The 25,708-nt window shown below is 65.4% G+C and carries 31 protein-coding genes; 23 read left to right on the top strand and 8 right to left on the bottom strand.

What is annotated here, in order from left to right; all coding sequences use genetic code 11:
- Window positions 1-268 precede the first annotated feature (268 nt).
- On the bottom strand, window positions 269-1,039 hold the full coding sequence (locus FHS31_RS08750; protein WP_167073013.1) for an IclR family transcriptional regulator: 771 nt from the start codon (window positions 1,037-1,039) through the stop codon (window positions 269-271).
- A gap of 144 nt (window positions 1,040-1,183) precedes the next feature.
- Between FHS31_RS08750 and FHS31_RS08755 the strand changes: the two genes are divergently transcribed.
- The 5 genes from FHS31_RS08755 to pcaD are packed head-to-tail and all read left to right on the top strand — an operon-like array spanning window position 1,184 to window position 5,372.
- Entirely contained in the window at window positions 1,184-2,161 is a 978-nt protein-coding gene (locus tag FHS31_RS08755) for an amidohydrolase family protein (protein ID WP_167073014.1), read from the top strand.
- A gap of 19 nt (window positions 2,162-2,180) precedes the next feature.
- The gene (locus tag FHS31_RS08760) at window positions 2,181-3,341 is read left to right on the top strand and encodes a muconate/chloromuconate family cycloisomerase (protein WP_167073015.1); all 1,161 of its coding nucleotides are present in this window, start codon (window positions 2,181-2,183) and stop codon (window positions 3,339-3,341) included.
- 5 nt (window positions 3,342-3,346) lie between these two features.
- A complete protein-coding gene (gene catC / locus FHS31_RS08765) occupies window positions 3,347-3,637 on the top strand; it encodes a muconolactone Delta-isomerase (RefSeq protein ID WP_167073016.1) in 291 nt (96 codons plus the stop codon).
- A gap of 29 nt (window positions 3,638-3,666) precedes the next feature.
- Window positions 3,667-4,557: a dioxygenase family protein gene (locus tag FHS31_RS08770; protein ID WP_167073017.1), complete on the top strand. Its 891-nt coding sequence runs from the start codon at window positions 3,667-3,669 to the stop codon at window positions 4,555-4,557.
- The gene (gene pcaD / locus FHS31_RS08775) at window positions 4,554-5,372 is read left to right on the top strand and encodes a 3-oxoadipate enol-lactonase (RefSeq protein WP_167073018.1); all 819 of its coding nucleotides are present in this window, start codon (window positions 4,554-4,556) and stop codon (window positions 5,370-5,372) included. Before FHS31_RS08770 ends, pcaD begins: the two co-directional genes overlap by 4 nt.
- Before the next feature lie 354 nt (window positions 5,373-5,726).
- Here the strand turns inward: pcaD and FHS31_RS08780 are convergent, their stop codons facing one another.
- Window positions 5,727-6,203: a ClpXP protease specificity-enhancing factor SspB gene (locus FHS31_RS08780; RefSeq protein WP_167073019.1), complete on the bottom strand. Its 477-nt coding sequence runs from the start codon at window positions 6,201-6,203 to the stop codon at window positions 5,727-5,729.
- A gap of 75 nt (window positions 6,204-6,278) precedes the next feature.
- Here FHS31_RS08780 and hisB point away from each other — a divergent pair, with 75 nt between their 5' ends.
- The 9 genes from hisB to FHS31_RS08825 all read left to right on the top strand — a co-directional run bounded on the left by hisB (window position 6,279) and on the right by FHS31_RS08825 (window position 12,421).
- Window positions 6,279-6,878 carry an imidazoleglycerol-phosphate dehydratase HisB gene (gene hisB / locus FHS31_RS08785; protein ID WP_167073020.1) on the top strand — a complete coding sequence of 200 codons (600 nt, stop codon included), beginning with the start codon at window positions 6,279-6,281 and terminating at the stop codon, window positions 6,876-6,878.
- On the top strand, window positions 6,875-7,489 hold the full coding sequence (gene hisH, locus FHS31_RS08790; protein WP_167073021.1) for an imidazole glycerol phosphate synthase subunit HisH: 615 nt from the start codon (window positions 6,875-6,877) through the stop codon (window positions 7,487-7,489). The genes hisB and hisH overlap by 4 nt, the downstream gene beginning before the upstream one ends.
- Before the next feature lie 142 nt (window positions 7,490-7,631).
- On the top strand, window positions 7,632-8,369 hold the full coding sequence (gene hisA / locus FHS31_RS08795; RefSeq protein WP_167073022.1) for a 1-(5-phosphoribosyl)-5-[(5-phosphoribosylamino)methylideneamino]imidazole-4-carboxamide isomerase: 738 nt from the start codon (window positions 7,632-7,634) through the stop codon (window positions 8,367-8,369).
- 142 nt (window positions 8,370-8,511) lie between these two features.
- Window positions 8,512-9,273: an imidazole glycerol phosphate synthase subunit HisF gene (gene hisF / locus FHS31_RS08800; RefSeq protein WP_167073023.1), complete on the top strand. Its 762-nt coding sequence runs from the start codon at window positions 8,512-8,514 to the stop codon at window positions 9,271-9,273.
- Between the two features lie 138 nt (window positions 9,274-9,411).
- Window positions 9,412-9,660, top strand: a complete 249-nt coding sequence (locus FHS31_RS08805) for a hypothetical protein (protein ID WP_167073024.1) — start codon at window positions 9,412-9,414, stop codon at window positions 9,658-9,660.
- Window positions 9,657-9,920 carry a hypothetical protein gene (locus tag FHS31_RS08810; RefSeq protein WP_167073025.1) on the top strand — a complete coding sequence of 88 codons (264 nt, stop codon included), beginning with the start codon at window positions 9,657-9,659 and terminating at the stop codon, window positions 9,918-9,920. Before FHS31_RS08805 ends, FHS31_RS08810 begins: the two co-directional genes overlap by 4 nt.
- 42 nt (window positions 9,921-9,962) lie before the next feature.
- Complete coding sequence (locus FHS31_RS08815) at window positions 9,963-10,283, top strand: phosphoribosyl-ATP diphosphatase (RefSeq protein WP_167073026.1); 321 nt, start codon at window positions 9,963-9,965, stop codon at window positions 10,281-10,283.
- Between the two features lie 106 nt (window positions 10,284-10,389).
- On the top strand, window positions 10,390-10,776 hold the full coding sequence (locus FHS31_RS08820) for a histidine triad nucleotide-binding protein (protein WP_167073027.1): 387 nt from the start codon (window positions 10,390-10,392) through the stop codon (window positions 10,774-10,776).
- Between the two features lie 88 nt (window positions 10,777-10,864).
- Complete coding sequence (locus tag FHS31_RS08825; RefSeq protein ID WP_167073028.1) at window positions 10,865-12,421, top strand: amino acid permease; 1,557 nt, start codon at window positions 10,865-10,867, stop codon at window positions 12,419-12,421.
- Window positions 12,422-12,563: 142 nt separating this feature from the next.
- Here FHS31_RS08825 and FHS31_RS08830 read toward each other — a convergent pair whose 3' ends face one another.
- Window positions 12,564-13,562, bottom strand: coding sequence for a PfkB family carbohydrate kinase (locus FHS31_RS08830; RefSeq protein ID WP_167073029.1), 999 nt, complete (start codon window positions 13,560-13,562; stop codon window positions 12,564-12,566).
- 98 nt (window positions 13,563-13,660) lie between these two features.
- Between FHS31_RS08830 and FHS31_RS08835 the strand changes: the two genes are divergently transcribed.
- Window positions 13,661-14,008 (top strand): hypothetical protein, encoded by a 348-nt coding sequence (locus tag FHS31_RS08835; protein ID WP_167073030.1) that lies wholly within the window; start codon window positions 13,661-13,663, stop codon window positions 14,006-14,008.
- Window positions 14,009-14,019: 11 nt separating this feature from the next.
- Here FHS31_RS08835 and queG read toward each other — a convergent pair whose 3' ends face one another.
- Entirely contained in the window at window positions 14,020-15,168 is a 1,149-nt protein-coding gene (gene queG, locus FHS31_RS08840) for a tRNA epoxyqueuosine(34) reductase QueG (protein ID WP_167073331.1), read from the bottom strand.
- Window positions 15,169-15,209: 41 nt separating this feature from the next.
- Here queG and FHS31_RS08845 point away from each other — a divergent pair, with 41 nt between their 5' ends.
- Genes FHS31_RS08845 through msrB form a run of 3 tightly spaced genes read left to right on the top strand, consistent with a single transcriptional unit; the run spans window position 15,210 to window position 17,783 of the window.
- A complete protein-coding gene (locus tag FHS31_RS08845; protein ID WP_167073031.1) occupies window positions 15,210-16,112 on the top strand; it encodes an ABC transporter ATP-binding protein in 903 nt (300 codons plus the stop codon).
- Window positions 16,109-17,272, top strand: a complete 1,164-nt coding sequence (locus tag FHS31_RS08850; protein WP_167073032.1) for an ABC transporter permease — start codon at window positions 16,109-16,111, stop codon at window positions 17,270-17,272. The genes FHS31_RS08845 and FHS31_RS08850 overlap by 4 nt, the downstream gene beginning before the upstream one ends.
- Window positions 17,273-17,282: 10 nt before the next feature.
- Entirely contained in the window at window positions 17,283-17,783 is a 501-nt protein-coding gene (gene msrB / locus FHS31_RS08855; RefSeq protein WP_167073033.1) for a peptide-methionine (R)-S-oxide reductase MsrB, read from the top strand.
- 6 nt (window positions 17,784-17,789) lie between these two features.
- On the opposite strand, the gene FHS31_RS08860 is transcribed toward msrB, so the two are convergent.
- The 3 genes from FHS31_RS08860 to FHS31_RS08870 are packed head-to-tail and all read right to left on the bottom strand — an operon-like array spanning window position 17,790 to window position 21,629.
- On the bottom strand, window positions 17,790-20,096 hold the full coding sequence (locus FHS31_RS08860; RefSeq protein ID WP_167073034.1) for a TonB-dependent receptor: 2,307 nt from the start codon (window positions 20,094-20,096) through the stop codon (window positions 17,790-17,792).
- A 28-nt stretch (window positions 20,097-20,124) separates the two neighbouring features.
- The gene (locus tag FHS31_RS08865) at window positions 20,125-21,078 is read right to left on the bottom strand and encodes a FecR domain-containing protein (RefSeq protein ID WP_167073035.1); all 954 of its coding nucleotides are present in this window, start codon (window positions 21,076-21,078) and stop codon (window positions 20,125-20,127) included.
- Window positions 21,079-21,137: 59 nt separating this feature from the next.
- Window positions 21,138-21,629, bottom strand: a complete 492-nt coding sequence (locus FHS31_RS08870; protein ID WP_167073036.1) for a sigma-70 family RNA polymerase sigma factor — start codon at window positions 21,627-21,629, stop codon at window positions 21,138-21,140.
- A 163-nt stretch (window positions 21,630-21,792) separates the two neighbouring features.
- Between FHS31_RS08870 and FHS31_RS08875 the strand changes: the two genes are divergently transcribed.
- Genes FHS31_RS08875 through FHS31_RS08895 form a run of 5 tightly spaced genes read left to right on the top strand, consistent with a single transcriptional unit; the run spans window position 21,793 to window position 24,864 of the window.
- Window positions 21,793-22,788, top strand: coding sequence for a PhoH family protein (locus tag FHS31_RS08875; protein ID WP_167073037.1), 996 nt, complete (start codon window positions 21,793-21,795; stop codon window positions 22,786-22,788).
- Window positions 22,789-22,839: 51 nt separating this feature from the next.
- A complete protein-coding gene (locus FHS31_RS08880; RefSeq protein ID WP_167073038.1) occupies window positions 22,840-23,100 on the top strand; it encodes a type II toxin-antitoxin system VapB family antitoxin in 261 nt (86 codons plus the stop codon).
- Window positions 23,101-23,102: 2 nt separating this feature from the next.
- Complete coding sequence (locus tag FHS31_RS08885) at window positions 23,103-23,492, top strand: type II toxin-antitoxin system VapC family toxin (RefSeq protein WP_243843375.1); 390 nt, start codon at window positions 23,103-23,105, stop codon at window positions 23,490-23,492.
- Window positions 23,489-23,995 (top strand): rRNA maturation RNase YbeY, encoded by a 507-nt coding sequence (gene ybeY / locus FHS31_RS08890; protein ID WP_167073040.1) that lies wholly within the window; start codon window positions 23,489-23,491, stop codon window positions 23,993-23,995. The genes FHS31_RS08885 and ybeY overlap by 4 nt, the downstream gene beginning before the upstream one ends.
- Window positions 23,996-23,997: 2 nt before the next feature.
- Window positions 23,998-24,864 (top strand): hemolysin family protein, encoded by an 867-nt coding sequence (locus FHS31_RS08895; protein WP_167073041.1) that lies wholly within the window; start codon window positions 23,998-24,000, stop codon window positions 24,862-24,864.
- Window positions 24,865-24,894: 30 nt separating this feature from the next.
- Here the strand turns inward: FHS31_RS08895 and FHS31_RS08900 are convergent, their stop codons facing one another.
- Entirely contained in the window at window positions 24,895-25,662 is a 768-nt protein-coding gene (locus FHS31_RS08900; protein ID WP_243843376.1) for an SDR family NAD(P)-dependent oxidoreductase, read from the bottom strand.
- Window positions 25,663-25,708: the final 46 nt, after the last annotated feature.

The raw sequence follows: 25,708 nt of genomic DNA on the forward strand, positions 1-25,708 counted from the left end.
CATCGCCACCCGATACGATCGCATCCCACAAAACTATCTCGCCAGCCTCTACCTCGCCGCGCTCTCGTTCTGGTGCTGAATGTCGATTCAGCCTAGGCCCCTACCCTCAAAGACCCACCTGCATCGTGTGGAGACGAGTTCGACTTAGTCTGATAGCACCTTCGGACGGCCTGAACTGGGCCGAAGGCGGACGGGCGGCTAAAAGCAAGCGATCGGAGAAAGCGGCCCAACAATAGATCGGCGAGCCGTCCGGTCCGGATAGTTTCCTTTATGTCGCCGGCCAGCCGAGGCGGGCGCTGATGGCGGCGCATCGTCGACCGAGTTCGGCAAGGGCGGCAGCGCCGTCCCGATAGGGAACGGCCTCGGCGGCGATGGCGGTGGCGACGAGCCTGACCCGCCCCTGGAGATCGAAGATCGGAAAGGCGGTCGCATGCAGGCCCGGGATCAACGTTCCCTTGTCCTGCGCGAACCCGGCGACGCGGACGGACTGACGGATCGCCGCGACGGCATCGGCCGTCATGATCGCACGCTCGATCTCGTCCGCCACCATCGCCGCAACATCCGCATCGGGCGAGAAGCTCAGAAACACCTGGCCGGTCGCCGACCGCAGCAAGGGCAAGACCGATCCGACCTGCAGTGAGGTGATCACCGGCGGATGCCCCATATACAGTCGCACCACGGTCGGCCCGGCCGGCCCCAGTGCCGAGATCTGGATGGTCGGTCCCATCTCCTCGGCGAGATCGCGTATCATGCCGTCGACCAGCGTGAAGGCATCGGTGGAGGTAAGCGCGGCAAGGCCGAGCTGCAGCGCGGCCGCCCCCAGCGAATAGCGGCCCGAAGCGGCGTCTTGTTGCGCCATGTTGGCGGCGATCAGGCTTTGCAGATAGCGATGCGCCTGCGGCGGCGGCATGGCGCAGGCCCGCGCCACCGCACTCAAGGTGGCGGCCCCGCCCAATTCGGTCAGCGCGCGCAGAACGCGCATGCCCGTTTCGACCGACTGGACACCTGCACGTCGCTCGGAAGGGATCTTTTCATTCATGCCTCTTCCTTCCCGACCAGCCACCTCAAGGCAAATCGAAACCAAATTACCCTTGGCGTAATCTATTGCTCCCTGCATAATTTTATATAAGGAGGGGCACCGAAGCGCGCAGACTCGGGCCGCTCGACCGAGAGGAGATCCTCCATGCAGAATAAGATCGCGCTCGAGGAGCATTTTGCCACGGCGGACACGATCGGCGATTCGGAGCCTTATTTCGGGCGCGACGTATGGCCGACCAAGAAAGCACAGCTGCTCGACCTGCAGGACGAGCGCCTGCGGCGAATGGACGCCTGCGGGATCGAAGTGTCGATCGTCTCGCTGAACTCGCCGGCGGTGCAGGCGCGGGCCGATGCTGCGCTCGCGATCGATATCGCGCGGCGTGCCAACGATCAGCTAGCCGAGCAGATCGCCCGCCGGCCCGACCGTTTTCGCGGCTTCGCGGCACTGCCGCTGCAGGACCCGGAGGCGGCGACGCTGGAACTGCGCCGCGCGGTGGAGGAGCTCGGGTTCGTCGGCGCGCTGGTCAACGGCTATTCGCAGACCGGATCGATGGACAAGGCCGTCTATTACGACCTGCCGCAGTTCCGCCCCTTCTGGGGCGAGGTAGAGCGGCTGGATGTGCCCTTCTATCTTCACCCCCGTTTGCCGCTGGCGAGCCAGCAACTGGCGACCGAGGGACATCCGTGGCTGATGGGGCCGGCGTGGCAATTCTCGGTGGAGACGGGCACGCACGCGCTGCGGCTGATCGGATCGGGGCTGTTCGACGAATTTCCGAAATTGACCGTCGTGCTGGGGCATCTGGGCGAGCTGCTGCCGTTCAATATCTGGCGCACGTCGCACTGGGCCTCCGCCGACGGGCGCAACCCGCAAGGCATTCCGGCAAAGAAGTCTTTCGTCGATTACCTGCGGCAGAACTTCTATGTCACCACCAGCGGCAATTTCCGGACGCTGGCGATGCGCAACGCGATGGAGGAGATGGGCACAGCGCGGGTGCTGTTCTCCAGCGACTATCCGTTCGAGGAGATGGAGGAAGCGGCGACATGGTTCGATGCGGCGGAGATCGGCGAGAACGACCGCGAGGCGATCGGCCGCGACAATGCGCGGCGGCTGTTCAAGCTTTAGTCGGCGGGCCGAGAGCACTATGATCGGGATCGACCGGATCGAGACCTTCCTGGTCGATCTGCCGACGATCCGCCCGCACGTCTTGGCGATGACGACGCTGCATCGCCAGACGCTATGCCTCGTCCGCATCCACTACGCCGACGGCATTACCGGCGTCGGCGAGGCGACGACGATCGGCGGGCTCGCTTATGGCGACGAAAGCCCGGAAGGCGTCAAGCTCGCGATCGACACCTATTTCGCGCCGATCCTGCTCGCCGTCGACGCGACCCGCCCGGCGGCGGCGATGGCGGCGGTCGCGCGCCATGTCGTCGGCAACCATTTCGCCAAATGCGCGGTGGAGACCGCGCTGATCGACGCGATGGGCAAGCGCGCCGGCTTGCCGGTGAGCGAACTGCTCGGCGGGCGGGTGCGCGAAACGGTGCCGGTGCTGTGGACGCTGGCCAGCGGCGATACGTCGCGGGACATCGCCGAGGCAGAGGCGATGCTCGCTGAGCGCCGTCATGACACGTTCAAGCTCAAGATCGGCAAGCGCGCGCTGGCGGACGATGTCGCGCATGTCGCGGCGATCAAGCGCGCGCTCGGCGATGCGGCTTCGGTGCGGGTCGACGTCAACATGGCGTGGGACGAGCCGACCGCGCGGCGCGGCATCGCCATGCTCGCGGACGCCGGCTGCGATCTCGTCGAGCAGCCGATTAACCGCCATGACCGCGCCGGCATGGCGCGCCTCGCCGCACGCGCCGCTATCCCGATCATGGCCGACGAGTCGCTCCATGGTCCGGAGGACGCCTATGATTTCGCGGTGCGCGCTGCAGCCGATGTGTTCGCGGTGAAGATCGAGCAATCCGGCGGGCTGTTCGCCGCCAAGCGCGTGCAGGCGATCGCCGATGCCGCCGGCGTCGCGCTCTATGGCGGCACCATGCTGGAGGCCGGAGTTGGCACCATCGCCTCGGCTCACGTCTTCTCAACCTTCCCCAAGCTCGCCTTCGGCACCGAATTGTTCGGCCCGCTGCTGCTGACCGAGGAAATCCTCGAAGAACCGCTCGACTATGGCGACTTCGCGTTGCGCGTGCCCACCGGTCCCGGCCTCGGCATCGCTTTGGATGAAGACAGGCTCGCCTTCTTCCGCCGCGATGCCGCTTCGCGTCCGGCGATCAGTCTGCCCTCCAAAGAAAAGGCGTAAGGCCCATGCTGTTCATGGTCGAAATGGACGTCAACGTGCCCCTCGATACCGATCAGGAACGCTTCGCCGCCCTGAAGCAGGCGGAAAAGGAGCGGTTCCAGGAGTTGCAGCGCGCCGGCACATGGCGCCATATCTGGCGTGTCGTCGGACACTATAGCAACGTCAGCATCTTCGATGTCGCCGATAATGCCGCGCTGCACGACATTCTGACGGCGCTGCCGCTTTATCCGTTCATGAATATACGGGTTACCGCGCTCTGCCGTCACCCCTCCTCGATCCACGACGACGACCGCTGAACGGTTCGCATCAGCCCAGGAGAGTTCGCATGAAGGAAGATTTCGTCTCAACCGCGCCCATCCAGACGCTGCTCGACAAGGCCAGCGGTCTGACCGAAACGGGCGGCGATCCGCGCCTGAAGGCGATCATGCGCGACCTGATCGAGGCGGCGATGACGGTCATCGTCCGGCACGATGTGAATGAAAGCGAGCTGTGGCAGGCGGTCTCCTTCCTGCAGGACGGGGTCGGCGAGTTCGGCCTGCTGATGCCGGGCATCGGCCTCGAACATTTCATGGATCTGCTAATGGACGCCCGCGATGCGGAGCAAGGTCGCGGCGGCGGCACCCCGCGCACGATCGAGGGGCCGCTCTATGTCGAGGGTGCGCCGCTGGTCGAAGGGGACGTCACCCTGACCGACGATCCTGACGACACCGATACACTCTACATGACCGGCGAGATCAAAGGGCCGGATGGCGAGCCCGTGTCAGGCGCGACCCTCCACGTCTGGCACGCGGATTCGCGGGGCTTCTATTCCCATTTCGACCCAACCCGCGAACAGACGCCGTTCAACAATCGCCGCCGCATCAAGCTCGGCGCCGACGGGGCCTATTCCTTCCGTTCCAAGGCGCCGAACGGCTATAGTGTGCCGCCGGGCGGCGCCACCGATCGGCTGATGCAGGCGTTAGGCCGCCACGGCAACCGGCCCGCGCATGTCCACTTCTTTATCGAGGCGCCGGGCTATCGCACGCTGACGACGCAGATCAATTTCGGCGACGATCCCTTCGCCGCGGACGATTTCGCGTTCGGCACGCGCGAGGGGCTGTTGCCGGTGCCGAACCGTCAGGGCGACAGCGTCTTCATCGCCTTCGACTTCACGCTGGAAAAAGCGCGGGACGCGGACGAGCAGGCCTTCTCCGCCCGGTCACGCGCGACGGCATGAAGATCGCGGCGGACGGCAGCGTCACGAGGGCCATAACGACCGGCGACGGCTGTCGCATCGCCTATCGCTTCGATGGCCCCGAGGGCGCGCCGGTGCTACTGCTGTCCAATTCGCTCGGCACCGCGATGGCGATGTGGGAGCCGCAAATGGCGGCCTTCACGGAGCACTTTCGTGTTTTGCGCTATGACAGCCGTGGCCACGGCGCATCGGATGTGCCGCCCGGCAGCTATTCGATCGATCGGCTCGGCCGCGACGTGATCGAGCTGGCCGATGCGCTGGGCATAGCGACGTTCACTTTCTGCGGTCTCTCCAAGGGCGGCATGATCGGGCAATGGCTCGGCTGGCGGGCGCCTGAGCGGCTGGACCGGCTGATCCTCGCCAACACCTCCGCCTATATGGGGCTGCCAACGGGCTGGGACCATCGCATCGCGACGGTACTCCGAAACGGAATGCCGACGATGACCGATGCCGTGATCGCCCGCTGGTTTACACCGGATTTCACCGCGACCCACCCGAAGGACATTGCGCCGGTTCGCACCATGCTGCTGGCAACCGATCCGGAAGGCTATGCGGGATGCTGTGCCGCGATCCGCGATATGGATCAGCGGCGGCTACTGACGCTGATCCCAACGCCGACATTGGTCATCGCAGGCGACGCCGATCCCGCCACGCCGCTCGATCACGCGCGGCAGCTTTCGGAATCGATCCCCGATGCACGGTTGGTCGTCCTCCCTGCAGCGCACCTTTCCAATGTCGAACAGCCAATAAGATTTGCGGATGCTTTCATCCAGTTTGTTATGGAAAACCGTCGTTGAGTTGATGCTTCGGCGGAGCCGAAAGGCGCAGGTATGAAAAGTCACTCAAACTTGATCGCTTGGACTCGTTCGACCGACAAGCTGGCGAAATTTCAAATGTCGGCAGAAAGCATTCGTTCGGCTTTCCACCCAAAAGTCGATCACTCCCGATCTGCACCGCAGTTGCGATGAACGAAGGGCAGATTTTGGGATCGGAGATGCTGGAGGCGAACGGCGAAAAAGGGGCGCTTAGCTGCCGTCCAGTCCGGCTGAACGAGCGTCGCTATCGCCGCCTCAACTCCTGAAAGCGGACTGGCCGGTTTCCACCCCGTTCCGGTCATTCGCAACCGCACTGTCCCCCCTCAGGCCGGCGCGCTATTTCTTCCGCGTGAAATCCACCGAAACGACGTTTGAGCCGTCCTCCACCGGCTTGACGATCGGATCATTCTCCGCCGCCGCAATCTCTTCGGGCTGCTGATCGTCGACCTGCGCGGAGAAGTGCAGCGCGAAATCGACGGCGGGATCATGGAAGGCGGTGATCGCGGCGAAGGGGATCACCAGTCGCGATCCGATCTGATTGAACGAGAGGCCGACCTCGAAACCCTCGGCCGACACCTTCAGATCCCAATAGCGGTTCTGGATGACGATCGTCATCTCATCGGGGTAGCGTTCGGTCAGGTGGCGTGGGATATCGACGCCGGGGGCGTGCGTCTTGAAGGTGATGTAGAAATGGTGGCTGCCCGGCAGGCCATCCTTCTCCACCTGCCCCAGCACGCGGCCGACCACGGCGCGCAGCGCGTCCTGCACGATCTCGTCGTAGGGAATCAGGCTGTCGGGCGGGGTATCGGTCACGCCCCTCACCTGCATGGGCCTTTCCGAAGGGTCAAGCCCGTTGCCTCGATCAGGCACCGCGCTATTAGGCGCGTCATGCGCACCGCCACCGTTGCCCGCAGGACCGCCGAAACCGGCATATCCGCGACCGTCAACCTCGACGGCACGGGGGTCTATCGCGTCGCCACCGGGATCGGCTTCCTCGATCATATGATCGAACAGCTCTCGCGCCATTCGCTGATCGATATCGATCTGGAGGTGAAGGGCGATCTCCACGTCGATCAGCACCACACCACCGAGGATAGCGCAATCGCGCTCGGCCAGGCGATCGCCAAGGCGCTGGGCGAGAAGCGCGGCATCGTCCGCTACGGCACCGCCTACGCGCCGATGGACGAGACGCTGACCCGGGTGGCGATCGACATTTCGGGGCGGCCGTTCCTGGTGTGGAAATCAGAGTTTACGCAGGAGAAGATCGGCGAGCTGGATACCGAGCTGATCGATCATTGGTTCCAGAGCTTCGGCGGCGAAGTGGGCATGACGCTCCACGTCGAGACTTTGTACGGCAAGAACAACCACCACATTTGCGAAAGCATCTTCAAGGCCTGCGCGCGCGCGCTGCGGCAGGCGGTGGAGATCGATCCGCGCAAGGCCGACGCCATCCCATCGACCAAGGGCACGCTCGGCGGCCAGGCATGACGCTGGCGCTGGTCGATTATGGCGCGGGCAATCTTCGCTCGGTCGAAAACGCGCTGCGGGCGGCGGGGGCGGAGAATATCCGCGTGACGACCGATGCCGATGTCGTGCGCGGTGCCGATCGCATCGTGCTTCCCGGCGTTGGTGCCTTTGCCGCATCGATGGCCGCGCTCAAGGCTCTGCCGGGCATGACCAAGGCGCTGACCGAGACGGTGCGCGACAAGGGCCGCCCCTTTCTCGGCATCTGCGTCGGCATGCAATTGATGGCGGAGGCGGGCGAGGAATTCGGGCGGCATCAAGGGCTCGGCTGGATCCCCGGCACCGTCGCCAAGCTCGAACCCACCGACCCGGACGCGCGTATCCCCCACATGGGCTGGAACGACGTCACGATCGCCACCGCGCACCCGCTGATCGAGGTGGGCGAGGCCTATTTCCTCCACAGCTTCGCCTTCGAAGCGCGCGAGGCAAGCGATCTGGCGGCGACCACGGATCATGGCGGCCAGGTCACCGCCGCGGTCGCGCGCGACACGATGCTGGGCGTGCAGTTTCACCCCGAGAAGAGCCAGGCCTATGGGCTGCGCTTGTTGAAGAGGTTTCTGGAATGGCGGCCGTGATGATCCTCCCCAAGCTTGCTTGGGGAGGGGGACCGCCGAAGGCGGTGGAGGGGCGGCGGGCGAAGCACGCCGACTTTCGTCGGCGCCCCTCCACCATCCTGCGGATGGGCCCCCTCCCCCCGCTGCGCGCGAGGAGGATTTTATGAGCATCACCGTCTTCCCGGCGATCGATCTCAAGGGCGGGAAGGTCGTGCGCCTTGCCGAGGGCGATATGGATCGCGCGACCGTCTATGGCGACGATCCCGCTGCGCAGGCCGCAGCCTTCGCCGAAGCCGGCGCGACGCATCTCCATGTCGTCGATCTCGACGGCGCCTTTGCCGGGGAATCGGTGAATGGCGGCGCGGTGGAGCGGATCGTCCGGAGCTTTCCCGGCAAGGTCCAGCTCGGCGGCGGCATCCGCACCCGCGCCAACATCGATCGCTGGCTGGAGCTGGGCGTTTCGCGCGTGGTGATCGGCACCGCGGCGCTCGAAAACCCCGATCTGGTGCGCGAGGCGGCGGGCGCGCTGCCCGGTCACATCGTCGTCGCGGTCGATGCCAAGGACGGCATGGTCGCGACGCGCGGCTGGGCCGAGGTCTCCGATCTTACCGCCGCCGATCTCGCCAAGCGTTTCGCCGATGCGGGCGTGGCGGCGCTTCTGTTCACCGACGTCGGGCGGGACGGGATGATGAAAGGCTGCAACATCCACGCGACTATTGCCCTCGCCCGTGCCACTTCAATGCCCGTGATCGCCAGCGGCGGCGTCAAGGATCTCGCCGACATCGCCGAACTGACCCGCGCCGCTTCGGAGGGGATCGAAGGCGTGATCACCGGGCGGGCGATCTATGACGGCACCTTGAACCTCGCGTCGGCGCTGAAGGTGGCGAGGGGCGGATGGTGAGCGAGACCTCAATCCCCTCTCCCCTGCAGGGGAGAGGGCTAGGGAGAGGGGGCGATGTAGATGTCTGGCGACGCGCCCAGTCCTGTACGACTCCCCCTCTCCCCGGCCCTCTCCCCGCCGGCGGGGAGAGGGAGTTTGCGCTATGACCGTCCGCGTCCGCGTCATTCCCTGCCTCGATGTCGCCGGCGGGCGCGTCGTCAAGGGCGTGCAGTTCCTCGACCTGCTCGACGCCGGCGATCCGGTGGAGCAGGCCAAGGTCTATGATGCCGCCGGCGCGGACGAGCTTTGCTTCCTCGATATCACCGCCAGCCATGAGGCACGCGGCACGATCCTCGATGTCGTCGCGCGCACCGCCTCGGTCTGCTTCATGCCGCTGACCGTGGGCGGCGGGGTGCGCTCCGCCGAGGATGCGCGCGCTCTGCTGCTGGCGGGGGCGGACAAGGTGGCGATCAACTCCGCCGCCGTCGCACGGCCCGAACTCGCCGCCGAGATCGCCGATCGCTTCGGCGCGCAATGCGTGGTCGGCGCGATCGATGCCAAGGCCGTCGCGCGCGGCCGCTGGGAGATCTTCACCCACGGTGGCCGCATGCCGACCGGCATCGATGCCATCGAACATGCGGTAAGGCTGGCCGAACTGGGCGCGGGCGAATTGCTCGTCACATCGATGGACAATGACGGCACCAAGGGGGGCTACGATCTCGCGCTGACACGCGCCATCGCCGATGCGGTGCGCGTGCCGGTGGTGGCTTCGGGCGGCGTCGGCACGCTCGATGATATGGTCGCGGGCGTCACCGAAGGGCATGCCAGCGCCGTTCTCGCCGCGAGCATCTTCCACTTCGGCGAACATACCGTTGCCGAGGCACATGCCGCTCTCGCCGCCGCCGGGCTTCCCGTCCGCCGCTGAACCCTATGCAAAAACAACGGTTCGGGGCCGTGGCCGATCTCGCAAATTAACGGCTGCTGCGCCTAATGGCATCCCCGGCGAGACGCTGGGCAAATTCCTGCCCGCGCCGGATCGCCGAAAGGTTCGCAGGGATCGAAGATGCTGCAATCCGAATATTCGTCCGCGTCTCGTCACGTCATCATCAAGGTTGGGCAGGACCGGGCCGGTCACTGGCTGGTCCAGGAAGATAATGGCCTGATGGAGGGCCGGTTTGTCTCGTTCCCGGCGGCGATGGCCTTCGCCCGCGCCGAGCGCCACGCTTTCCGCGATGCCGAAGTATTGGTCGTGGAGGAGACGCTCGTTCCCTACGTCGCTTTCGATCCGATCGAGCGGAGGGCAGCGGCATGAGACGCCGGGATCTCGGTTGGCGCCTGCTGGGGCTCGTTTCCTATGCAGCGGGCATCGCCTGCGCACTCGCCGCAAGGCCGGAGGGCAGTCAGATCGGCGCAATCCTGGTGATCGACGGTATCGCGCTTGCGATTATCGGGATCGTCCTGATGGCCAAGGGGCGGAAAGCGCCGCTGGCGCTGCGCATCGAGCGGAGCCCGCATCGTCATCTTCCGGGCGCGATCCACCACGCGCGCATCGCCCGTCGCCGCCCGCAATAATCGACTCTCGACTTCGTCGCCGGCAGGCGGGATAGCGGCATCATGACCGATACGCTCGCCCGCCTCGAAGCCACGATCGCCGCGCGCCGCGAGGCCGAGCCGGACGGCTCCTACACCGCGGGCCTCTTCGCCAAGGGCCGCCCGACGATGGCGCGCAAGCTGGGCGAGGAAGCGGTGGAGCTGATCGTCGCCAGCCTGGCGCAGGATCACGCTGCGATCACGGCGGAAAGCGCGGATCTGATCTTTCATTTGCTGGTGCTGCTGGCCGATGCCGGCATCGAATGGCGGGAAGTGCTGGCCGAGCTGGAGCGGCGCGAGGGGACTTCGGGGCTGGTCGAAAAGGCGGGCCGGCCAGTTGATTAACCCGTCATGCTGAACTTGTTTCAGCATCCACTCCGCCGTCGGCTGCGGACTTTGAGAATGGATGGATCCTGAAACAAGGTCAGGATGACGAAGGAGGAAGAGCGGAATGCCCATCGACCCCACCCTGCCCTACGATCCCGACAATATCTTCGCCCGCATCCTGCGCGGCGAGATTCCGTGCCGGAAGGTCCACGAGGACGAATTCTCCCTCGCCTTCCATGATATCGCTCCGCAGGCGCCGGTGCATATCCTCGTCATTCCCAAGGGCGCCTATGTCTCTTGGGACGATTTCTCCAGCAAAGCCTCCGACGCCGAGATCGCGGGTTTCACGCGCGCGGTGGGCAAGGTGGCGCGGGATGCGGGGCTGGTGGCGAGCGGTTACCGGCTGCTCGCCAACACCGGGCAGCATGGCCATCAGGAAGTGCCGCACCTGCATGTCCACATCTTCGGCGGCCGCCAGCTGGGAGCGATGATCCCGCGCGAGACGCTCTGACGCAGGGCTATTGCGCTGTGGTGACAAGGCGTTAGGCTCGCCCCATCACGCGCCAGGGCTCAAGCCCGCGCAAAGGGGAAACAGCTTCATGTTATTCGATCGGGTCAAACCCCTCGACGCCATCCTGCTCACCGCCGAAAAAAAAGGTCTTCACCGTTCATTGGGCGCCTTCCAGCTGACGATGCTGGGCATCGGCGGCGTAATCGGCACCGGTATCTTCGTCCTCACCTCGGAAGCCGCGCAGAAAGCCGGCCCGGGCATGCTGCTCTCCTTCTGCGTCGCGGGCTTCGTCTGCGCGGTGGCGGCGCTCTGCTATGCCGAGCTGGCATCGATGGTGCCGGTCTCGGGCTCCGCTTACACCTATACATATGCCGTGGTGGGCGAGCTGCTGGCGTGGATGGTCGGCTGGGCGCTGATCCTCGAATATGCGGTGGGCGCCAGCGCGGTGGCGGTCGGCTGGTCGAACCATGCCGTGGGGCTGCTCAAGGGATTAGGCGTCGCCTTTCCCAATGCGATCAGCAACGCCGACGCGCTTAACGCCAAGGTGCTGCTGTCGTTCGGCACCGCGCCGACCCCCGATCTGCTGACCGCGCTCAACACCGGCGGCTGGATCAACATTCCCGCGGTGGTCATCACGGGCGTCATCACTTGGCTGCTGATCATCGGCACCACCGAGAGCGCGCGGGTCAACGCTATTCTGGTCGCGATCAAGATCCTGGCGCTCACCGCCTTTGTCGCGCTGACCCTTCCCGTGCTCAATTCCGACCATTTCAATTCGCTGTCCGAACCGTTCCTGCCGACCGGCACCAGTGGCGTGTTCGGTGCCGCCGCATCGATCTTCTTCGCTTATGTCGGCTTCGATGCGGTCTCCACCGCCGCCGAGGAAACCAAGAATCCGCAGCGCAACGTGCCGATCGGGCTGATCGCCAGCCTATCGATCTGCACCGTTTTCTATCTGCTCGTCGCGTCCGGCGCGATCGGCGCGATCGGCGCGCAGCCGCTGCTGGGCGCAAACGGGCTTTCGCTGGCGCCGGGCTCGGCCGAAATGGCGGGCCGCTGCGTCAGCGTCGTCGCCAAGGGCGCGATCGAGCCTCTGGTCTGCTCCAAGGAAGCTTTGGTCCACGTTCTCGACGTGATCGGCCATCCGGGCGTCGGCCGCCTCGTCGGCCTTGCCGCCGTGATCGCGCTGCCTTCGGTGGTGCTGATCATGATGTTCGGCCAGACCCGCGTTTTCTTCACCATGGCGCGCGACGGGCTGCTGCCCGATCGGCTCGCCTCGGTCCACAGCCGCTATCGCACGCCGCATGTCGTGACCTTGGTCACCGGCCTCGGCGCGGCGGTCGCGGCGGCGTTTTTACCGGTCGGCAAGCTCGCCGATTATTCCAATTCGGGCACCCTGTTCGCCTTCATGATGGTGGCGATCTCGGTGATGGTGCTGCGCAAGACCGATCCGGACCGCAAGCGCCCGTTCCGCACCCCGGCGGTATGGCTGATCGGCGCGCTGACGATCGTCGGCTGCTTCTATCTCTACATCTCGCTGCCGCTGACCGCGATCCTCGTCCTGCCGGGCTGGGGTATTCTGGGGCTGATCATCTATTTCTTCTACAGCCGCGCGCACAGCCATGTAGGGCGGGGGATCGTCTAAGGATAAGCCCTCTCCCCTTGTGGGAGAGGGTTGGGAGAGGGGTGCGAGCGCCAGCGAGCTTATTCGCGCTCGGGGGCATCGAGCCCCCTCGCCCGATCCCCTCTCCCTGGCCCTCTCCCACAAGGGGAGAGGGAAATATATGTCAGCCCAGCTTCGCCTTGACCAGTTCGTCGAGCTTCGCCTCGGGCCGCGCGCCCCAGTGCGAGATCACCTCGGCGGCGGCGATCGCACCCATGCGCAGCGACTCCTCGTTGCTCCGCCCCTGAACATGGCCGACGAGGAAGCCGGCTGAGAACAGATCGCCCGCGCCGGTCGTGTCGACGATTTTGTCGATCGGCTCGGCGGAGACGCTGACGCGCTGGCCGCCCTCAATCGCGATCGCACCATCCGGTCCGCGCGTCGTCACCAGCAGCGGCACGCGCGCCGCGGCGAAGGCCACCGCTTCCTCGAAATCCTCGGTTCCGGCCAGCGCCAGCACCTCTTCTTCATTGGCGAACAATATGTCGACGTCACCCGCTTCCAGCAGCGCGAGGAAATCGGCGCGGTGATTGAGGATGCAGAACACCGCCGAGACGCCCAGCGCCACCTTGCGCCCCGCATCCTTCGCCATGCGGATCGCCCGCTTCATCGCCTCGCGCGGCTCGGCCGGATCCCATAGATAGCCTTCGAGTAGCAGGATCCTGGCGCTGGCAATCTGGGCGGCGTCGATCGCATCGGGCTCGAGATATTGGGCGGCGCCGAGATAGGTGTTCATCGTCCGCTGGCCATCCTGATCATCGACCAGGATCAAGCAGCGCGCGGTCGGCTCGGGCAGATCGCGGGGCTTGGTCTCGAACGCGACGCCGGTCGATCGGATATCGTGGCTGAACACCTCGCCCAGCTGATCGGTCGCGACCTGGCCGATGAACGCGCATTTCGCGCCGAGCGCGGCCGCCCCCGCCAAAGTGTTCGCCGCCGAACCGCCGCTGATCTCGCGCCCTGCGCCCATCGCGGCATAGAGCTCGGTCGCCTGATCGGCACTCAGCAGCCGCATCGCACCTTTGGTCATGCCATGCTGACTGAGAAACGCTTCGTCCGCCGGAGCGAGCACGTCCACGATGGCGTTGCCGATCGCGATGATGTCGAGGCTCGGTTCGGTCACTATTATCTCCGGATTGGGAAGGTTCGGCGCGGGTTAGAGGCGGCGGCAGGCCTGCGCAACGGTCTTGCCCTTCGGCGATGCAGGGGTGAAGGGGAGCGATGCGCGCGCTTCCTCTCTTCGCTTTGCTCCTCCTCGCCGCCTGCGGGGAGACGGGCACGCAGCGGCCCGCTTCGATCGCGCCGCCGCCGAGGGCGGTGAGCGGCGTCGATCGGGTGATGGGGCATGATGCCAAGGCGCTGGCGTTGTTGTTCGGCCGCCCGGCGCTCGATCTGCACGAGGGCGCGGCGCACAAGCTGCAGTTTCGCGGGGTGGCGTGCGTGCTGGACGCCTATCTCTATCCGCCGGCCGGCGGCGGCGAGCCGAAGGTGACGTGGATCGATGCGCGGACGCCTGCGGGCGCGGATTTCGACCGGGCGAGTTGTGTGGCGGCGCTGGCCAGGCGGTAAGCCCCTCCCTTTCAAGGGAGGGGTTGGGGTGGGTCGCGAGCGGAGCGAGCGTCCGACAGTGCGGCCGAGTCTTCGGGCGCGCAGACGCGCGCACCCACCCCTTCCCCCTCCCTTGAAAGGGAGGGGCTTATCTTCTGAAGCGCCCACGCGGCTGCCTCCGCGATCACCGCATCGTCATCGGCCACCAGAGCCCCCACCGGCCCCGCCAGCTCTGCCAACCCACTATTCCCCGCCGCGATCAGCGCGTTGCGAACCATCCGCCCCCGCCCGATCCGCTTGATCGGCGATCCTGCGAACACCTGTCGGAACGCGGCATCGTCCAGCGCCAGCAGATCGGCCAGCTCCGGCGCCTTAAGCTCCGCTCGCCCGTGGAACGCCAAATTTGCCTGGGCGGCATCGGCGAACTTGTTCCAAGGGCAAGCCGCCAGACAATCATCGCAGCCATAGATGCGGTTGCCGATGGCCCCGCGAAACTCCTCCGGGATCGGCCCCTTATGCTCGATCGTCAGATAGGAGATGCAACGCCGCGCATCGAGCTGATAAGGCGCCGGGAAGGCATCGGTCGGGCAGGCGCGCTGGCAGGCGTCGCATGATCCGCAATGATCCTCGCCGGGCGCATCAGGCGCCAGATCCAGGCTGGTCAGGATCGCGCCGAGGAACAGCCAGTTGCCATGTTCGCGGCTGAGTAGATTGGTGTGCTTACCCTGCCACCCGAGCCCCGCCGCCTCTGCCAGCGGCTTTTCCATCACCGGCGCGGTATCGACGAACACCTTGAGATCGCCCCCCGCCTCCGCGACCAGCCACCGCGCCAGCGCCTTGAGCCCGCGCTTCACGATATCGTGATAGTCCTGCCCCTGCGCATAGACCGAGATGCGGCCGATCCTACGCTCCGCCTCCAGCGCGCGCGGATCTTCCGGCGGGGCGTAGCTCAGCCCGAGCAGGATTGCCGATCGCGCTTCCGGCCACAAAGCGGTGGGCGCTCCCCGCTGCTCGGCCCGCGCCGCCATCCACTCCATCGATCCATGCGCGCCCTCCGCGATCCATGTCCGCAGCCGATCCGCGGCCTGCGGCACGGCATCGGCGCGCGTGATTCCGCAGGCGACGAAGCCAAACCGGCGCGCTTCGGCCTTAATGCGATTTTCGAGCGTGTCGGGCGCAATCACCCCCTCCCCCTACACGGGTTCCGCGCTACAAGCAGCGGATGAGCGAAGCCCTCGCCGTCGAAGCGCACGGTATCACCAAACATTTCGATGGCGCGACGGCGGTCGACGGCGTCGATCTCGCGGTGCCCTCCGGCAGCATCTACGGTATCCTCGGCCCCAACGGCGCGGGCAAGACGACGACGCTCCGGATGCTGCTCGGCATCATCGATCCCGATAGCGGCGAGCGGCGGCTGCTTGGCGCTGCTTCTCCGCTCGAAGTCGCCGATCGTGTCGGTTACCTGCCCGAGGAGCGTGGGCTCTATTCCGGCATGAACCCCCGCGATGCGATCGCTTTTATGGGCGCGCTGAGAGGCCTGCCGCTGAAAGAGGGAAAGGCGCGCGCCACCAAGCTTCTCGCCGAGCATGATCTGCCCGCCGATCGCCCGATCCGCACGCTTTCCAAGGGCATGGCGCAGCTCGTGCAATTGCTCGGCACGATCGTCCACAAGCCCGGCCTGATCGTGCTCGACGAGCCCTTTTCGGGCCTGGACGCGATCAATCAGGAGCGGCTGGAGGCGCTGATCCGCGATCAGGCCAAAAGCGGCGCGACGATCCTGTTCTCAACGCATGTCATCGCCCATGCCGAGCGGCTGTGCGAGCGGATCGCGGTGATCGCACGCGGCAAAATACGCTTCGAAGGCACGCCCGAGGAGGCGCGCACTCGATTCCCCTCGCGCGTTCGCCTTGCGACGCGCCACGCCGGCGATTGGGAAAAGGCGTTGCCCGCAGACGCCAAATGCGAAAGCGGCCTGTGGCGCTTCCGGCTGCCCGAAGACGGCATCGAACCACTGCTCAAGGCGGTGATCGAGGCCGACGCGGGGATCGAGACGCTGGCGATCGAACCGCCCAGCCTGCACGAGGCCTTCGTCGCGATAGTTGGTGATGCGGGAGAGCGGCCATGATGCGCACGCTCCGATCGGCGCTGGTGATCGCGCGCCGTGATTATATCGCCACGGTCTGGTCCAAGACCTTTTTGATCTTCCTGATCGGGCCGTTGCTGCCTTTGATCTTCGGTGCGGTCGCCTCGATGCTGGCGGACGGAGGCGACCAGGGAAAACGGCGCGATGCGGTCGCGCTGACGATGCCCGCCGACGATGCCGCCGCCGTGATGAATGCGCGCGCAAAGCTGGACGACCGGCTTGGCGACCAGATCCCGCTGCTGGAGCGCCACGCCCCCGCGCCGGGGCAGGCCGCGCTCGGCGGCACGCTCGATCGCCCCCGCCTCGATGGGCCGCCGCAAGCGCTGCACGATCTTGGTGGACCGATCGGCCTGATCCTCGATACCGCACGCGCCGACCGCGCTTTGGGGGGCACGCCGCCGGCGCCGGTCGATCTTAACACCGCCGCGATCCAGCCCCCGCCCGACGATCATGACCGCAGCGATGTCGGCAAGGTCGCCCAGTTCATCCTGTTCTTCCTGACCTTCCTGATCGCCTCGATGCTGGTCTCCAACCTCGTCGAGGAGAAAGCGAACAAGATCATCGAACTGCTTGCCTCTGCAGTCCCGATCGATGCCATCTTCCTGGGCAAGCTCATCGCGATGCTGGGTGCGACGCTGACCGGCGTAGTGGTCTGGGCGAGCTGCGCGGCGATCGGGATCGAAGCGTTCGTGCCCGCAGGCGCTATTCCCACGCCGGCGATCGGCTGGCCGATCTTCCTAGGGCTGGGCCTCGTCTATTTCGTCATGCTCTTCCTGCTGTGGGGCGTCCTCTACCTTGGCGTTGGCGCACAGGCGGGCAGCGCGCGCGAGGCGCAGACGCTGGCGATGCCGCTGAGCCTGGGGCAGGCGTTGGTCTTCACCTTCGCCTCGGCGCAGGCCAGCCATCCCGATCGACCGATCGCGCTGATCGCCGCCATCATTCCCTGGAGTTCGCCGTTCGCGATGATGGCACGCGCGGCGATCCTGCCCGCGCTCTGGCCGCACCTTGCTGCGCTGGCCTTGCAGTTTGTCACTTTGCTCATCGCGATAAAGCTTGGCGCGCGGCTGTTTCGTACCAATATCCTGAAGACGGGGCGCCCTGCCCGACAACCGAATAGATTTGCGCGGCTGTTCCGGCGCTAAGGAGAGTAACATGCAGGTATCGAGACGCGCGTTGATCGGCGGCCTGGGCGCGGGCGCGGCAGGCGCCTGGCTATGGTCGCGCGGCGGCGACACCGCGCCGCCCGCGCCGCCCGTGCATTATGAGATCACACTCCCCGATGCCGAATGGCGCAAGCGGCTGAGCCCCGCCGCCTATGACGTCCTGCGCCACGAAGGCACCGAACGCCCCTTCTCCAGCCCGCTCAATGATGAGCATCGCGCGGGCATCTTTTCCTGCGCCGGCTGCGCGCTGCCTGCTTTCTCCAGCAAGACCAAATTCAACAGCGGCACCGGCTGGCCAAGCTTCTGGCAGCCGCTCCCAAACGCGATCGGCAAGACGACCGATTCCAGCCTCGGTATGGAGCGCACCGAAGTCCACTGCCGCCGCTGCGGCGGACACCTCGGCCACGTCTTTGACGACGGCCCCAAACCCACCGGCCTACGCTATTGCATGAACGGCGTGGCGATGACGTTCAAACCGGGCGCGGCCTGACCCGGCTCAATAATGCACGGCAAACCCCAGCCGCACTGTTCGCGGCCGAAGCGGGGTGGTTTCGTCCTGGCGGGCAATCGCGAAGGGGTTACCGATTGCGAAGCGGTTCGCGCGAACATTGAGCAGGTTTTGGATGCCTAGCGAGGCTTCGTAGCGGCCGAATTCGAGCGCCGCGATCGTACCTACCTCGGTATAGTTGCCGTAGGGTATATCGAGCACCGGCCCGACACCGAGCCGGGAACGCCCCGTGTAGCGCAGCCGCGCTTCGGCACGCAGGGCCAGACTATCCGAAAACGGATGATGCCAGGCGAGCGCGCCGGTCGCGGTCCATTTGGGGCTGGCCGGCAGCGGGCGATCGCCGGAGCTGACATAGCTGGGTGCGGGATCGGTCAGGCGGCTATGGTTGAACAGCACCGCGCCGGAAAAGCTCAGTTCCGAAGTGATGCCATATTCGGCATTGGCCTCGACCGCGAGGATGATGCCGTTGCCGACATTGGCTGTCAAAGGCAGGCCGTTCCTGCCGATCAGATCGGCCTGAATATCGTCCCACCGCGCATAGGAAAGATCGATCGAGGCCCTAATCCGCCGCCCATGGCGATAGCGCACGCCCGAATGCACCACGCGGATCGTATCCGACTGGTACGTGGCGACACGCCCGGCGCCCTGCGCAACCGCAAGGCCCCCGGTACGGAACCCCTGCTGATATTGGCCGAACCAGATCAGATCGTGCGCCACCGGCACCGAGAAACCGACATCGGGATCGAGACGCCGCGCGGTCGAACCCCGAAGGAAATCACTGTTGACCGGGCGGCGCGAAGGCTCGCCATCCATCCGCGCCACGGTGAAGCGCAGGCCCGCACTGAGCAAAAATTTGCCTTTTAGGGGAAGTGTGATTTCGCCGAAGCCGGCTTTCTCACGGGTTCGGTTCGTCACACCGATCAGGTCGCGCGGCGCGCTGAGCGGGCCGAGTGTCCGCTCCGATCCCGTCGTCGACCAGACGCCCGACGCACCGATCACCCAGCCGCGGCCATCCGCCATCGATCGCGACAGGCGCGCTTCCACGGTATCGAGGCGGATATCGGTGGTGTCGTCATAGGCCGAAGGATTGGCCACGCCGGGCCGCGTCGCCTCAAAGCGCTGGGCGAGATGATGATCGGCGACCCCGCCCGAAATGCGGAAGGTCAGCCCGCTACCCCAGACCTTTTCGGCCACGCCGCGCGCGAGTTTATAGCGGTCGCTGAACGGCTGCGCGAGCGTGGCGAGGTGCCCAAGTGCCAGGCCGCCGTCGGCATATTGCAGATCCGGCTGCTCGCTGGTCTGGCGCAGATAGCTGGCATCGATAGTGATGCCGTCGAACGGCCGCGCGCGCACCGCGCCGCGAAAGCCGGTCTGGGTCAACGGATTGATGTCGCTGGTCTTGCGGTTCGGTGCGTCGATATAGCCGCCATCCCGGCTGCGATAGCCGACGACGCGCACGCCCAACCTGTCCGGCACCAGCGAAAGATCGACCATACCGGCACTGTCGTAGCTCGGCGAACCATGGCCGGTTTCGGATACGCCGGTGCGGAGGGAAGCATGAGGGCCTTCGAGCTGCGGCGCGCGCGGCTCGATCCGGATCACGCCGCCGATCGATCCAGCGCCGTAGAGCGTGCCCTGCGGCCCCTCCAGGATCTCGACGCGATCGACATCGTAAAGGTTGAGGTTGGGATCGGGTCCGTCATAGCCGACGCGCACGTCCCCGAAATAGATGCCCGCTGTCGCCTGCGTCGGCCCGGTAAAGCTAGAATCGGCGACGCCGCGGATGAACAATTTGTTGCGGCCTTCGCCGACCTCGGTCGATTGCAGCACCGGCGTGCGCTGCAGCAGCCAGCGTTCACCAAGCGCGCTGGTCGGGCCCATTCCGCCATCCGAAACCGCGATCACCTCCGTGCTGCCCGGCGACGTGAACAACGGCTGCTGGCGCTTGCTGCCGAGCACAATGATCTCGTCGGGCGGCGCCGGCGTCTGCGCGGCGATGCGCACCGGCCTGGGCGCCATAGCGCGCGCAGGCTGTGCCGGACGACGCACCAGGCGATAGCCGCCGTTGCCGACAGGCTCGGCCATGAAGGGCGTGCCGGCGAGCAAGCGATCGAGCGCGCGCGCGGCGCTCATCGTACCGTGCAGGGGACGGACGCCGGTTGCGGAGATGGCGGGATCGCTGCCGCCGACATCGATCGATCCCTGCCGGGAGAGCGCCGCCAAGGCCTGCGCCAAACTCCCGCCGGGCAGGTCGAAATGCAGCGAGGGCGCCGCCGTTACCGGCAGCGCCCCCAACAGCAATCCTGCAAAGAGGAGGCGGTGCTTAGCGGACACGCTCCGATTGTGGCGCGATCCGCCAGCCCGGTCCATCCCGGAACGCCGTCGCGCCATTCAGTTCCGCAAATTTTGCAATTGTTTTGGCCGAAGCGGGCTTGACATGAAGGGTGCCCGTGAACGGTTTATCCGCCATTTCCGCCGCAACCTGGATCGGTGCACCGATCGTCCGCGAAAGCTCGGCCGCGGCTACCGCCATCGGCGTCCCAGTGAAATCGAGCTCGCCCCGGGTCCAGCCCGCGACATTCTCCGCCGCGATCTGCGCCACGGTGGCATGGGCCGAGGCGTCGTTATAGCTCAGCATCATGCCTTTGGTCAGCGTCACCCGGGCGCCATGAGGCTGGAACTGCACCGATCCTTCGGCCACCTTCACATCCATCGCGCCACCGATACGCGATACCGCGAACCGCGTGCCGATATCGCGCAACACGACATCGCCGCTCTTCACTTCAAACGGGCGATCCGCATGATGAACGACGGTGAAGAAGGCCTCGCCGCCGGAAAGCTCCGCGCTGCGCGGATCCTTGCGATCGAGGCGCAGCGTCGTGCCGCCATTCAGCGCGACGACCGAACCATCGGCCAGCGTGACCGTGCGCTGCTCGCCCGGCTTGGTCTGGATAAGGTAATGGCTGTCCCCCATCACGGCGGGCATCACTGCCAGCCAGGCCGCAGCAGCCGCAGCGAGCGCGCCGCCCGCCCAGCCGCCATAACGGACCCAGTTGCGATGGATCGGGCGCTTGCGCACCATTGGGAGCCGGGGGGTAGGCGCCTGCGTTTCGGCCAGCGCGGCCTCCTCCAGCGTCAGGCGATCATAGACCTCCTGATGACGCGGATCGGCTTCCAGCCATTCGACAAAATGCTGCCAATCCTCGGCCCCGGCCTCTTCAAGACCGAGATGCCAGGCGATGGCCTCATCAAGGATTTGTTCGGACTGGATGGACACGCAAACTTACCCCTTTGCATCCAAGACGTCACAGGAAGGCGACCCCCACACCCGCCCTTTCACTTTTCTGCAATATCGTGGATCGCGCGATAGGCGCGCTGAAGATGCTTCTCGATCGCGCTGACGCTGATCCCCTCGTCCAGCGCGATATCGCGACGCGGGACGCCGTCGATCCGATAGCGGCGGAAGATCAGCGCGGTCCGCTCAGGCAGAGCGTCGAGCGCCGCCTTGAGCTCGTCCAGCCGCTCGCGCGCGATCAGGGTCCGTTCGGCGCTGGCATGCTCGACATCGTCCTGCGTATCGAGCCAGACGCCTTCGCGCGCGGAGCGCCGCATCTCCGATCGGCGGCGATCGAACGCGAGGTTGTTCGCCATGCGATAAAGATAAGCGGTGGGGTCGGCGATCGGGCCGGAGGGCATCGCCTCCAGCTTGATCCACAGCTCCTGCAGCATTTCCTCGGCCAGATCGGGATCACGCAACCGCGCCGCGAGCAAGCGCAGCAGCATCCGCCGTTCCGACAAGAAAACGGCCTTGAGCCCTCCCGTCGCCACGCCGCTATTGCATCCGGAAAGGGGGGCAAGGGTGCATCACCGCATCACTTTGGCAAAGTTTCGCAACGGCTCCAAGCGGCACGGAATCAATTTGCGCTTGGCGCTGGCATTTGCTGGCCGGAAGCCGCATCTTCGCTGGCGACTCGTACCCACAAAGGATCGAATGAGCCGCAAGCCCGTACCCGCCCAGGCCGGCGATCGCGCCCGCCTCGAACTCATCTTCGATCGCCCCCAGCTATTGGGCCGACTGTTTGGCGAATTTGATCAGAATCTGATCTCCATCGAACATCGCCTCGGTGTCTATATCTCGGCTAGGGGCAATCGCATCCAGATCGAGGGCGAGGCTGAAAGCGCCGGCCGCGCCCGCGATGTGCTGCAGGGGCTCTACAACCGCATCGTCAAGGGCGAGGATATCGATGCCGGGGTCGTCGCGGCGGTGATCGGCATGTCGGCCGAACCGACGCTGGACGGCATCATCCGCCACGACGTCTCCGAACCGCCGGCGATGATGATCCGCACGCGCAAGAAAACGATCGTGCCGCGATCGGCCACGCAGGCGCGCTATATGGAGGCGCTCGCCTCCTCGGACATCATCTTCGCGTTGGGGCCGGCGGGCACGGGCAAGACTTATGTGGCGGTCGCGCAGGCGGTCCAGCAGCTGATCCAGGGATCGGTGCAGCGCCTGATCCTGTCGCGTCCCGCGGTCGAGGCCGGCGAACGGCTGGGCTTCCTGCCCGGCGACATGAAGGAGAAGGTCGATCCCTATCTCCGCCCGCTCTACGACGCGCTGTACGACATGCTTCCCGCCGAACAGGTCGAGCGGCGCATCACCAGCGGCGAGATCGAGATCGCGCCGATCGCCTTCATGCGCGGCCGCACGCTCTCCGATGCCTTCATCATTCTCGACGAAGCGCAGAACACCACGCCCGCCCAGATGAAGATGTTCCTCACCCGCTTCGGCCAGAACAGCCGCATGGTCGTCTGCGGCGATCCTCGCCAGATCGATCTGCCCGACATCGGCAAGTCCGGCCTCGCGGACGCAGTCAATCGGCTGGAGGGGGTGGAAGGCATCGCCACGGTGCGTTTCGGCGCGGCGGATGTGGTGCGGCACCCGGTCGTGGGCCGCATCGTCGAGGCTTATGAAGGGCCGGACGCCTGATTGCGAAACTGGGGATATCCTGATAAGCTAAAAGGATATCCGGAGATAAAAATGGCGTCTTTGTTCGTGAAAAACGATGAGGCCGCAGCTCTGGCTGCCGAAGTAGCGGAATTGCGCGGCGTTACGAAGAGCGTTGCGGTGATCGAGGCACTTCGCAAGGAACGCGATGCTCTCCGACCGCCATTGCAGCCCAAGGGAAAAAGTCTGATCGAAAGAATGGACCAGTATCGCAATGGCCATCCGTTGCCTCCGAAAGTTCGGGAGGCAGACAAGGCTTTCTTTGATCGCCTCTGGGGAGAGCCGGAGGATTGACTTTGTTCATCGATGCGTCCGCGCTTGTTGCCATCATCGCGGGGGAGACCGAGCGTAACGAGATGCTGGCCATCATCGACCAAGAGCCGGATTCGATATGGTCACCTATGTCATACTGGGAGACGGTTGCGGCCCTGCAAAGCTCCCACAAAATGCCGATCACGGTCGCTAGGCAGGAAATCGAGAATTTGGCCACCAACGCCTTGCTCCGCCTCGTCGCAATCGGCCCGGATGAACTGCGCGTTTCGCTCGATGCCTATGAGCGTTATGGCAAAGGCCGCCACCCCGCCCGCCTCAATATGGGTGATTGCTTCGCCTACGCCTGCGCCAAAACGAACAACGCCCGCTTGCTCTACAAGGGCGACGATTTCTCCAAGACGGACCTCGCATGATCCAGACTGAAACCGCCGTCGAAGCGCCGTGGCCGGAGGGCGATTGGGAGGATTTGGCGTCGCGGGCGGTGCTGGCGGCGTTGCGGGCCTCGCCGCACGAGATCATCGCGGCCTCTTATCTGGCCGAGGTTTCGGTACGCTTGACCTCCGATGACGAAGTGCAGGCGCTCAACCGCGACTATCGCCAGAAGGACAAGCCGACCAACGTCCTGTCCTTCCCGATGGTCCAGGCCGATTTGCTCGATAGCCTCGACAATAATGACGATGGCGAGGTGCTGCTCGGGGACATCGTCCTGGCGCACGGTGTCACCGCGGCCGAGGCGGCGGACAAGGGCGTGACGATCGCAGCACATGCCACGCATCTCATTGTCCACGGAACCCTCCACCTGCTAGGCTATGATCATGAGCAGGGTGAGGCCGAGGCCGAGCATATGGAAGAAGTGGAGCGCGCCGCGCTGGCATCCCTCGGGATCGCCGATCCTTATGAGGTGCGCGAGAGCTAGACATGCCTGAGGATAGCGACGGCGGCCGATTGTGGGCGGGCCTGCGCGGCCTGCTGTTCGGCAGCGATACGGAGCCGACGCTCCGCGACCAGATCGCCGAGGCGATCGAGGAGCATGAGGACGACGCGCCCGCCAAGGGCGATCTTTCCGCCGCCGAGCGCACGATGCTGCGCAACCTGCTCGATTTCGGCGAACGCACCGCCGGCGACGTCGGCGTACCGCGCGGCGAGATCATCGCGGTGCCGGATACGATCACCTTCACCGATCTCGTCGCGACCTTTGCCGAGGCCGGCCACAGCCGCCTGCCGGTCTACAAGGACAGCCTCGATGCGGTGATCGGCATGATCCATATCAAGGACGTCTTCGCGATCCTGGCGAGCGGCAACGAGCCGCCGCCGATCGCCGCGCTGATCCGTCAGCCGCGCTACGTGCCCGAATCGATGGGCGTGCTCGATCTGCTCGCCGAAATGCGCGCGACGCGCACCCACCTCGCCATCGTGCTCGATGAATATTCGGGCACCGAGGGGCTGATCACGATCGAGGATATCGTCGAGGAGATCGTCGGCGATATCGAGGATGAGCATGACGATGCCGCGCCGCAGATGCTGATCGCGCTCGGCGACGGCTGCTGGGAGGCCGATGCGCGCGCCGAACTGGAGGAGGTCGCCGAGATCGTCGATCCCCGGCTTGGCGAGGTCGAGGAGGATGTCGATACGCTCGGCGGCCTCGCCTCGGTGCTCGCGGGCCACGTCCCGCAGACCGGCGAGACCGTGCATCATCCCAGCGGCTGGCAGCTTGAAGTGATCGCCGCCGATGCGCGGCGGGTGGAGCGGTTGCGGCTGCATCCGCCGGTGTCGGCTGAGGTTTAACTACTTAGTTCGGAGATCGTGTTCTCAAGCCTAGATCGCCGACTGACCGCCATCGACCAGAAACGCCGTACCTGTGCAGAAGGACGCGCGATCCGATAACATCCAGGAAACCAGCTCACCGACTTCTTCAGGTCGACCCAACCGGCCGAGAGGAATATCGGTATGCGCTACAGCCTCATTGTCGGTGAGAGCGTTGGCCATCAGGGGTGTATCGATCAATCCAGGGCATACGGCATTAATGCGAATGCCATGGACCGCTTGTTCGAGTGCGGATGCACGAGTCAAACCCAGCACCCCATGCTTGCTCGCCGTATAAGGCACTGCCCGCGGAACGCCGACAAACGATGCGACCGACGCGTTGTTCACGATTGCTCCCCCGCCACGTCGGCGCATCGCTCTAAGTTCGTGCACCATGCAATGCCACAATCCGGTCAGATTGACGTCGAGCATCCGATGCCAGGCTTCTGCCGAGACCTCATCGACTGCCTTCCCGGCACAGCCGGCACCGGCGCTGCCAATTCCGGCGTTGTTGAAGGCGAGATCGAGGCCGCCGAATGCGGCTTCAATATCGGCTACCAGGGACGCCACCATTTCTTCATTCGCTATGTCCACGGTAAAGGCCCGAGCTGTCGCGCCTGTGCTGCGGATGTCCGCGACGGCCTTTTCGGCGGCATCCCGGTCGCGGTCCGCGACGGCGATCGTGGCGCCCTCTCGCGCAAGAATAAGCGAGGTAGCGCGCCCGATCCCCGATCCTCCACCTGTAACAAGAGCAATCTTGCCTTGCAGTTCCCCGCCCATCTTCATCTCCTAGGTTCGTCTCAAGCAACGATTAGAAATAATGAGT

It is taken from the genome of Sphingomonas vulcanisoli, from assembly GCF_011761305.1.
Lineage (GTDB): Bacteria > Pseudomonadota > Alphaproteobacteria > Sphingomonadales > Sphingomonadaceae > Sphingomonas_I > Sphingomonas_I vulcanisoli.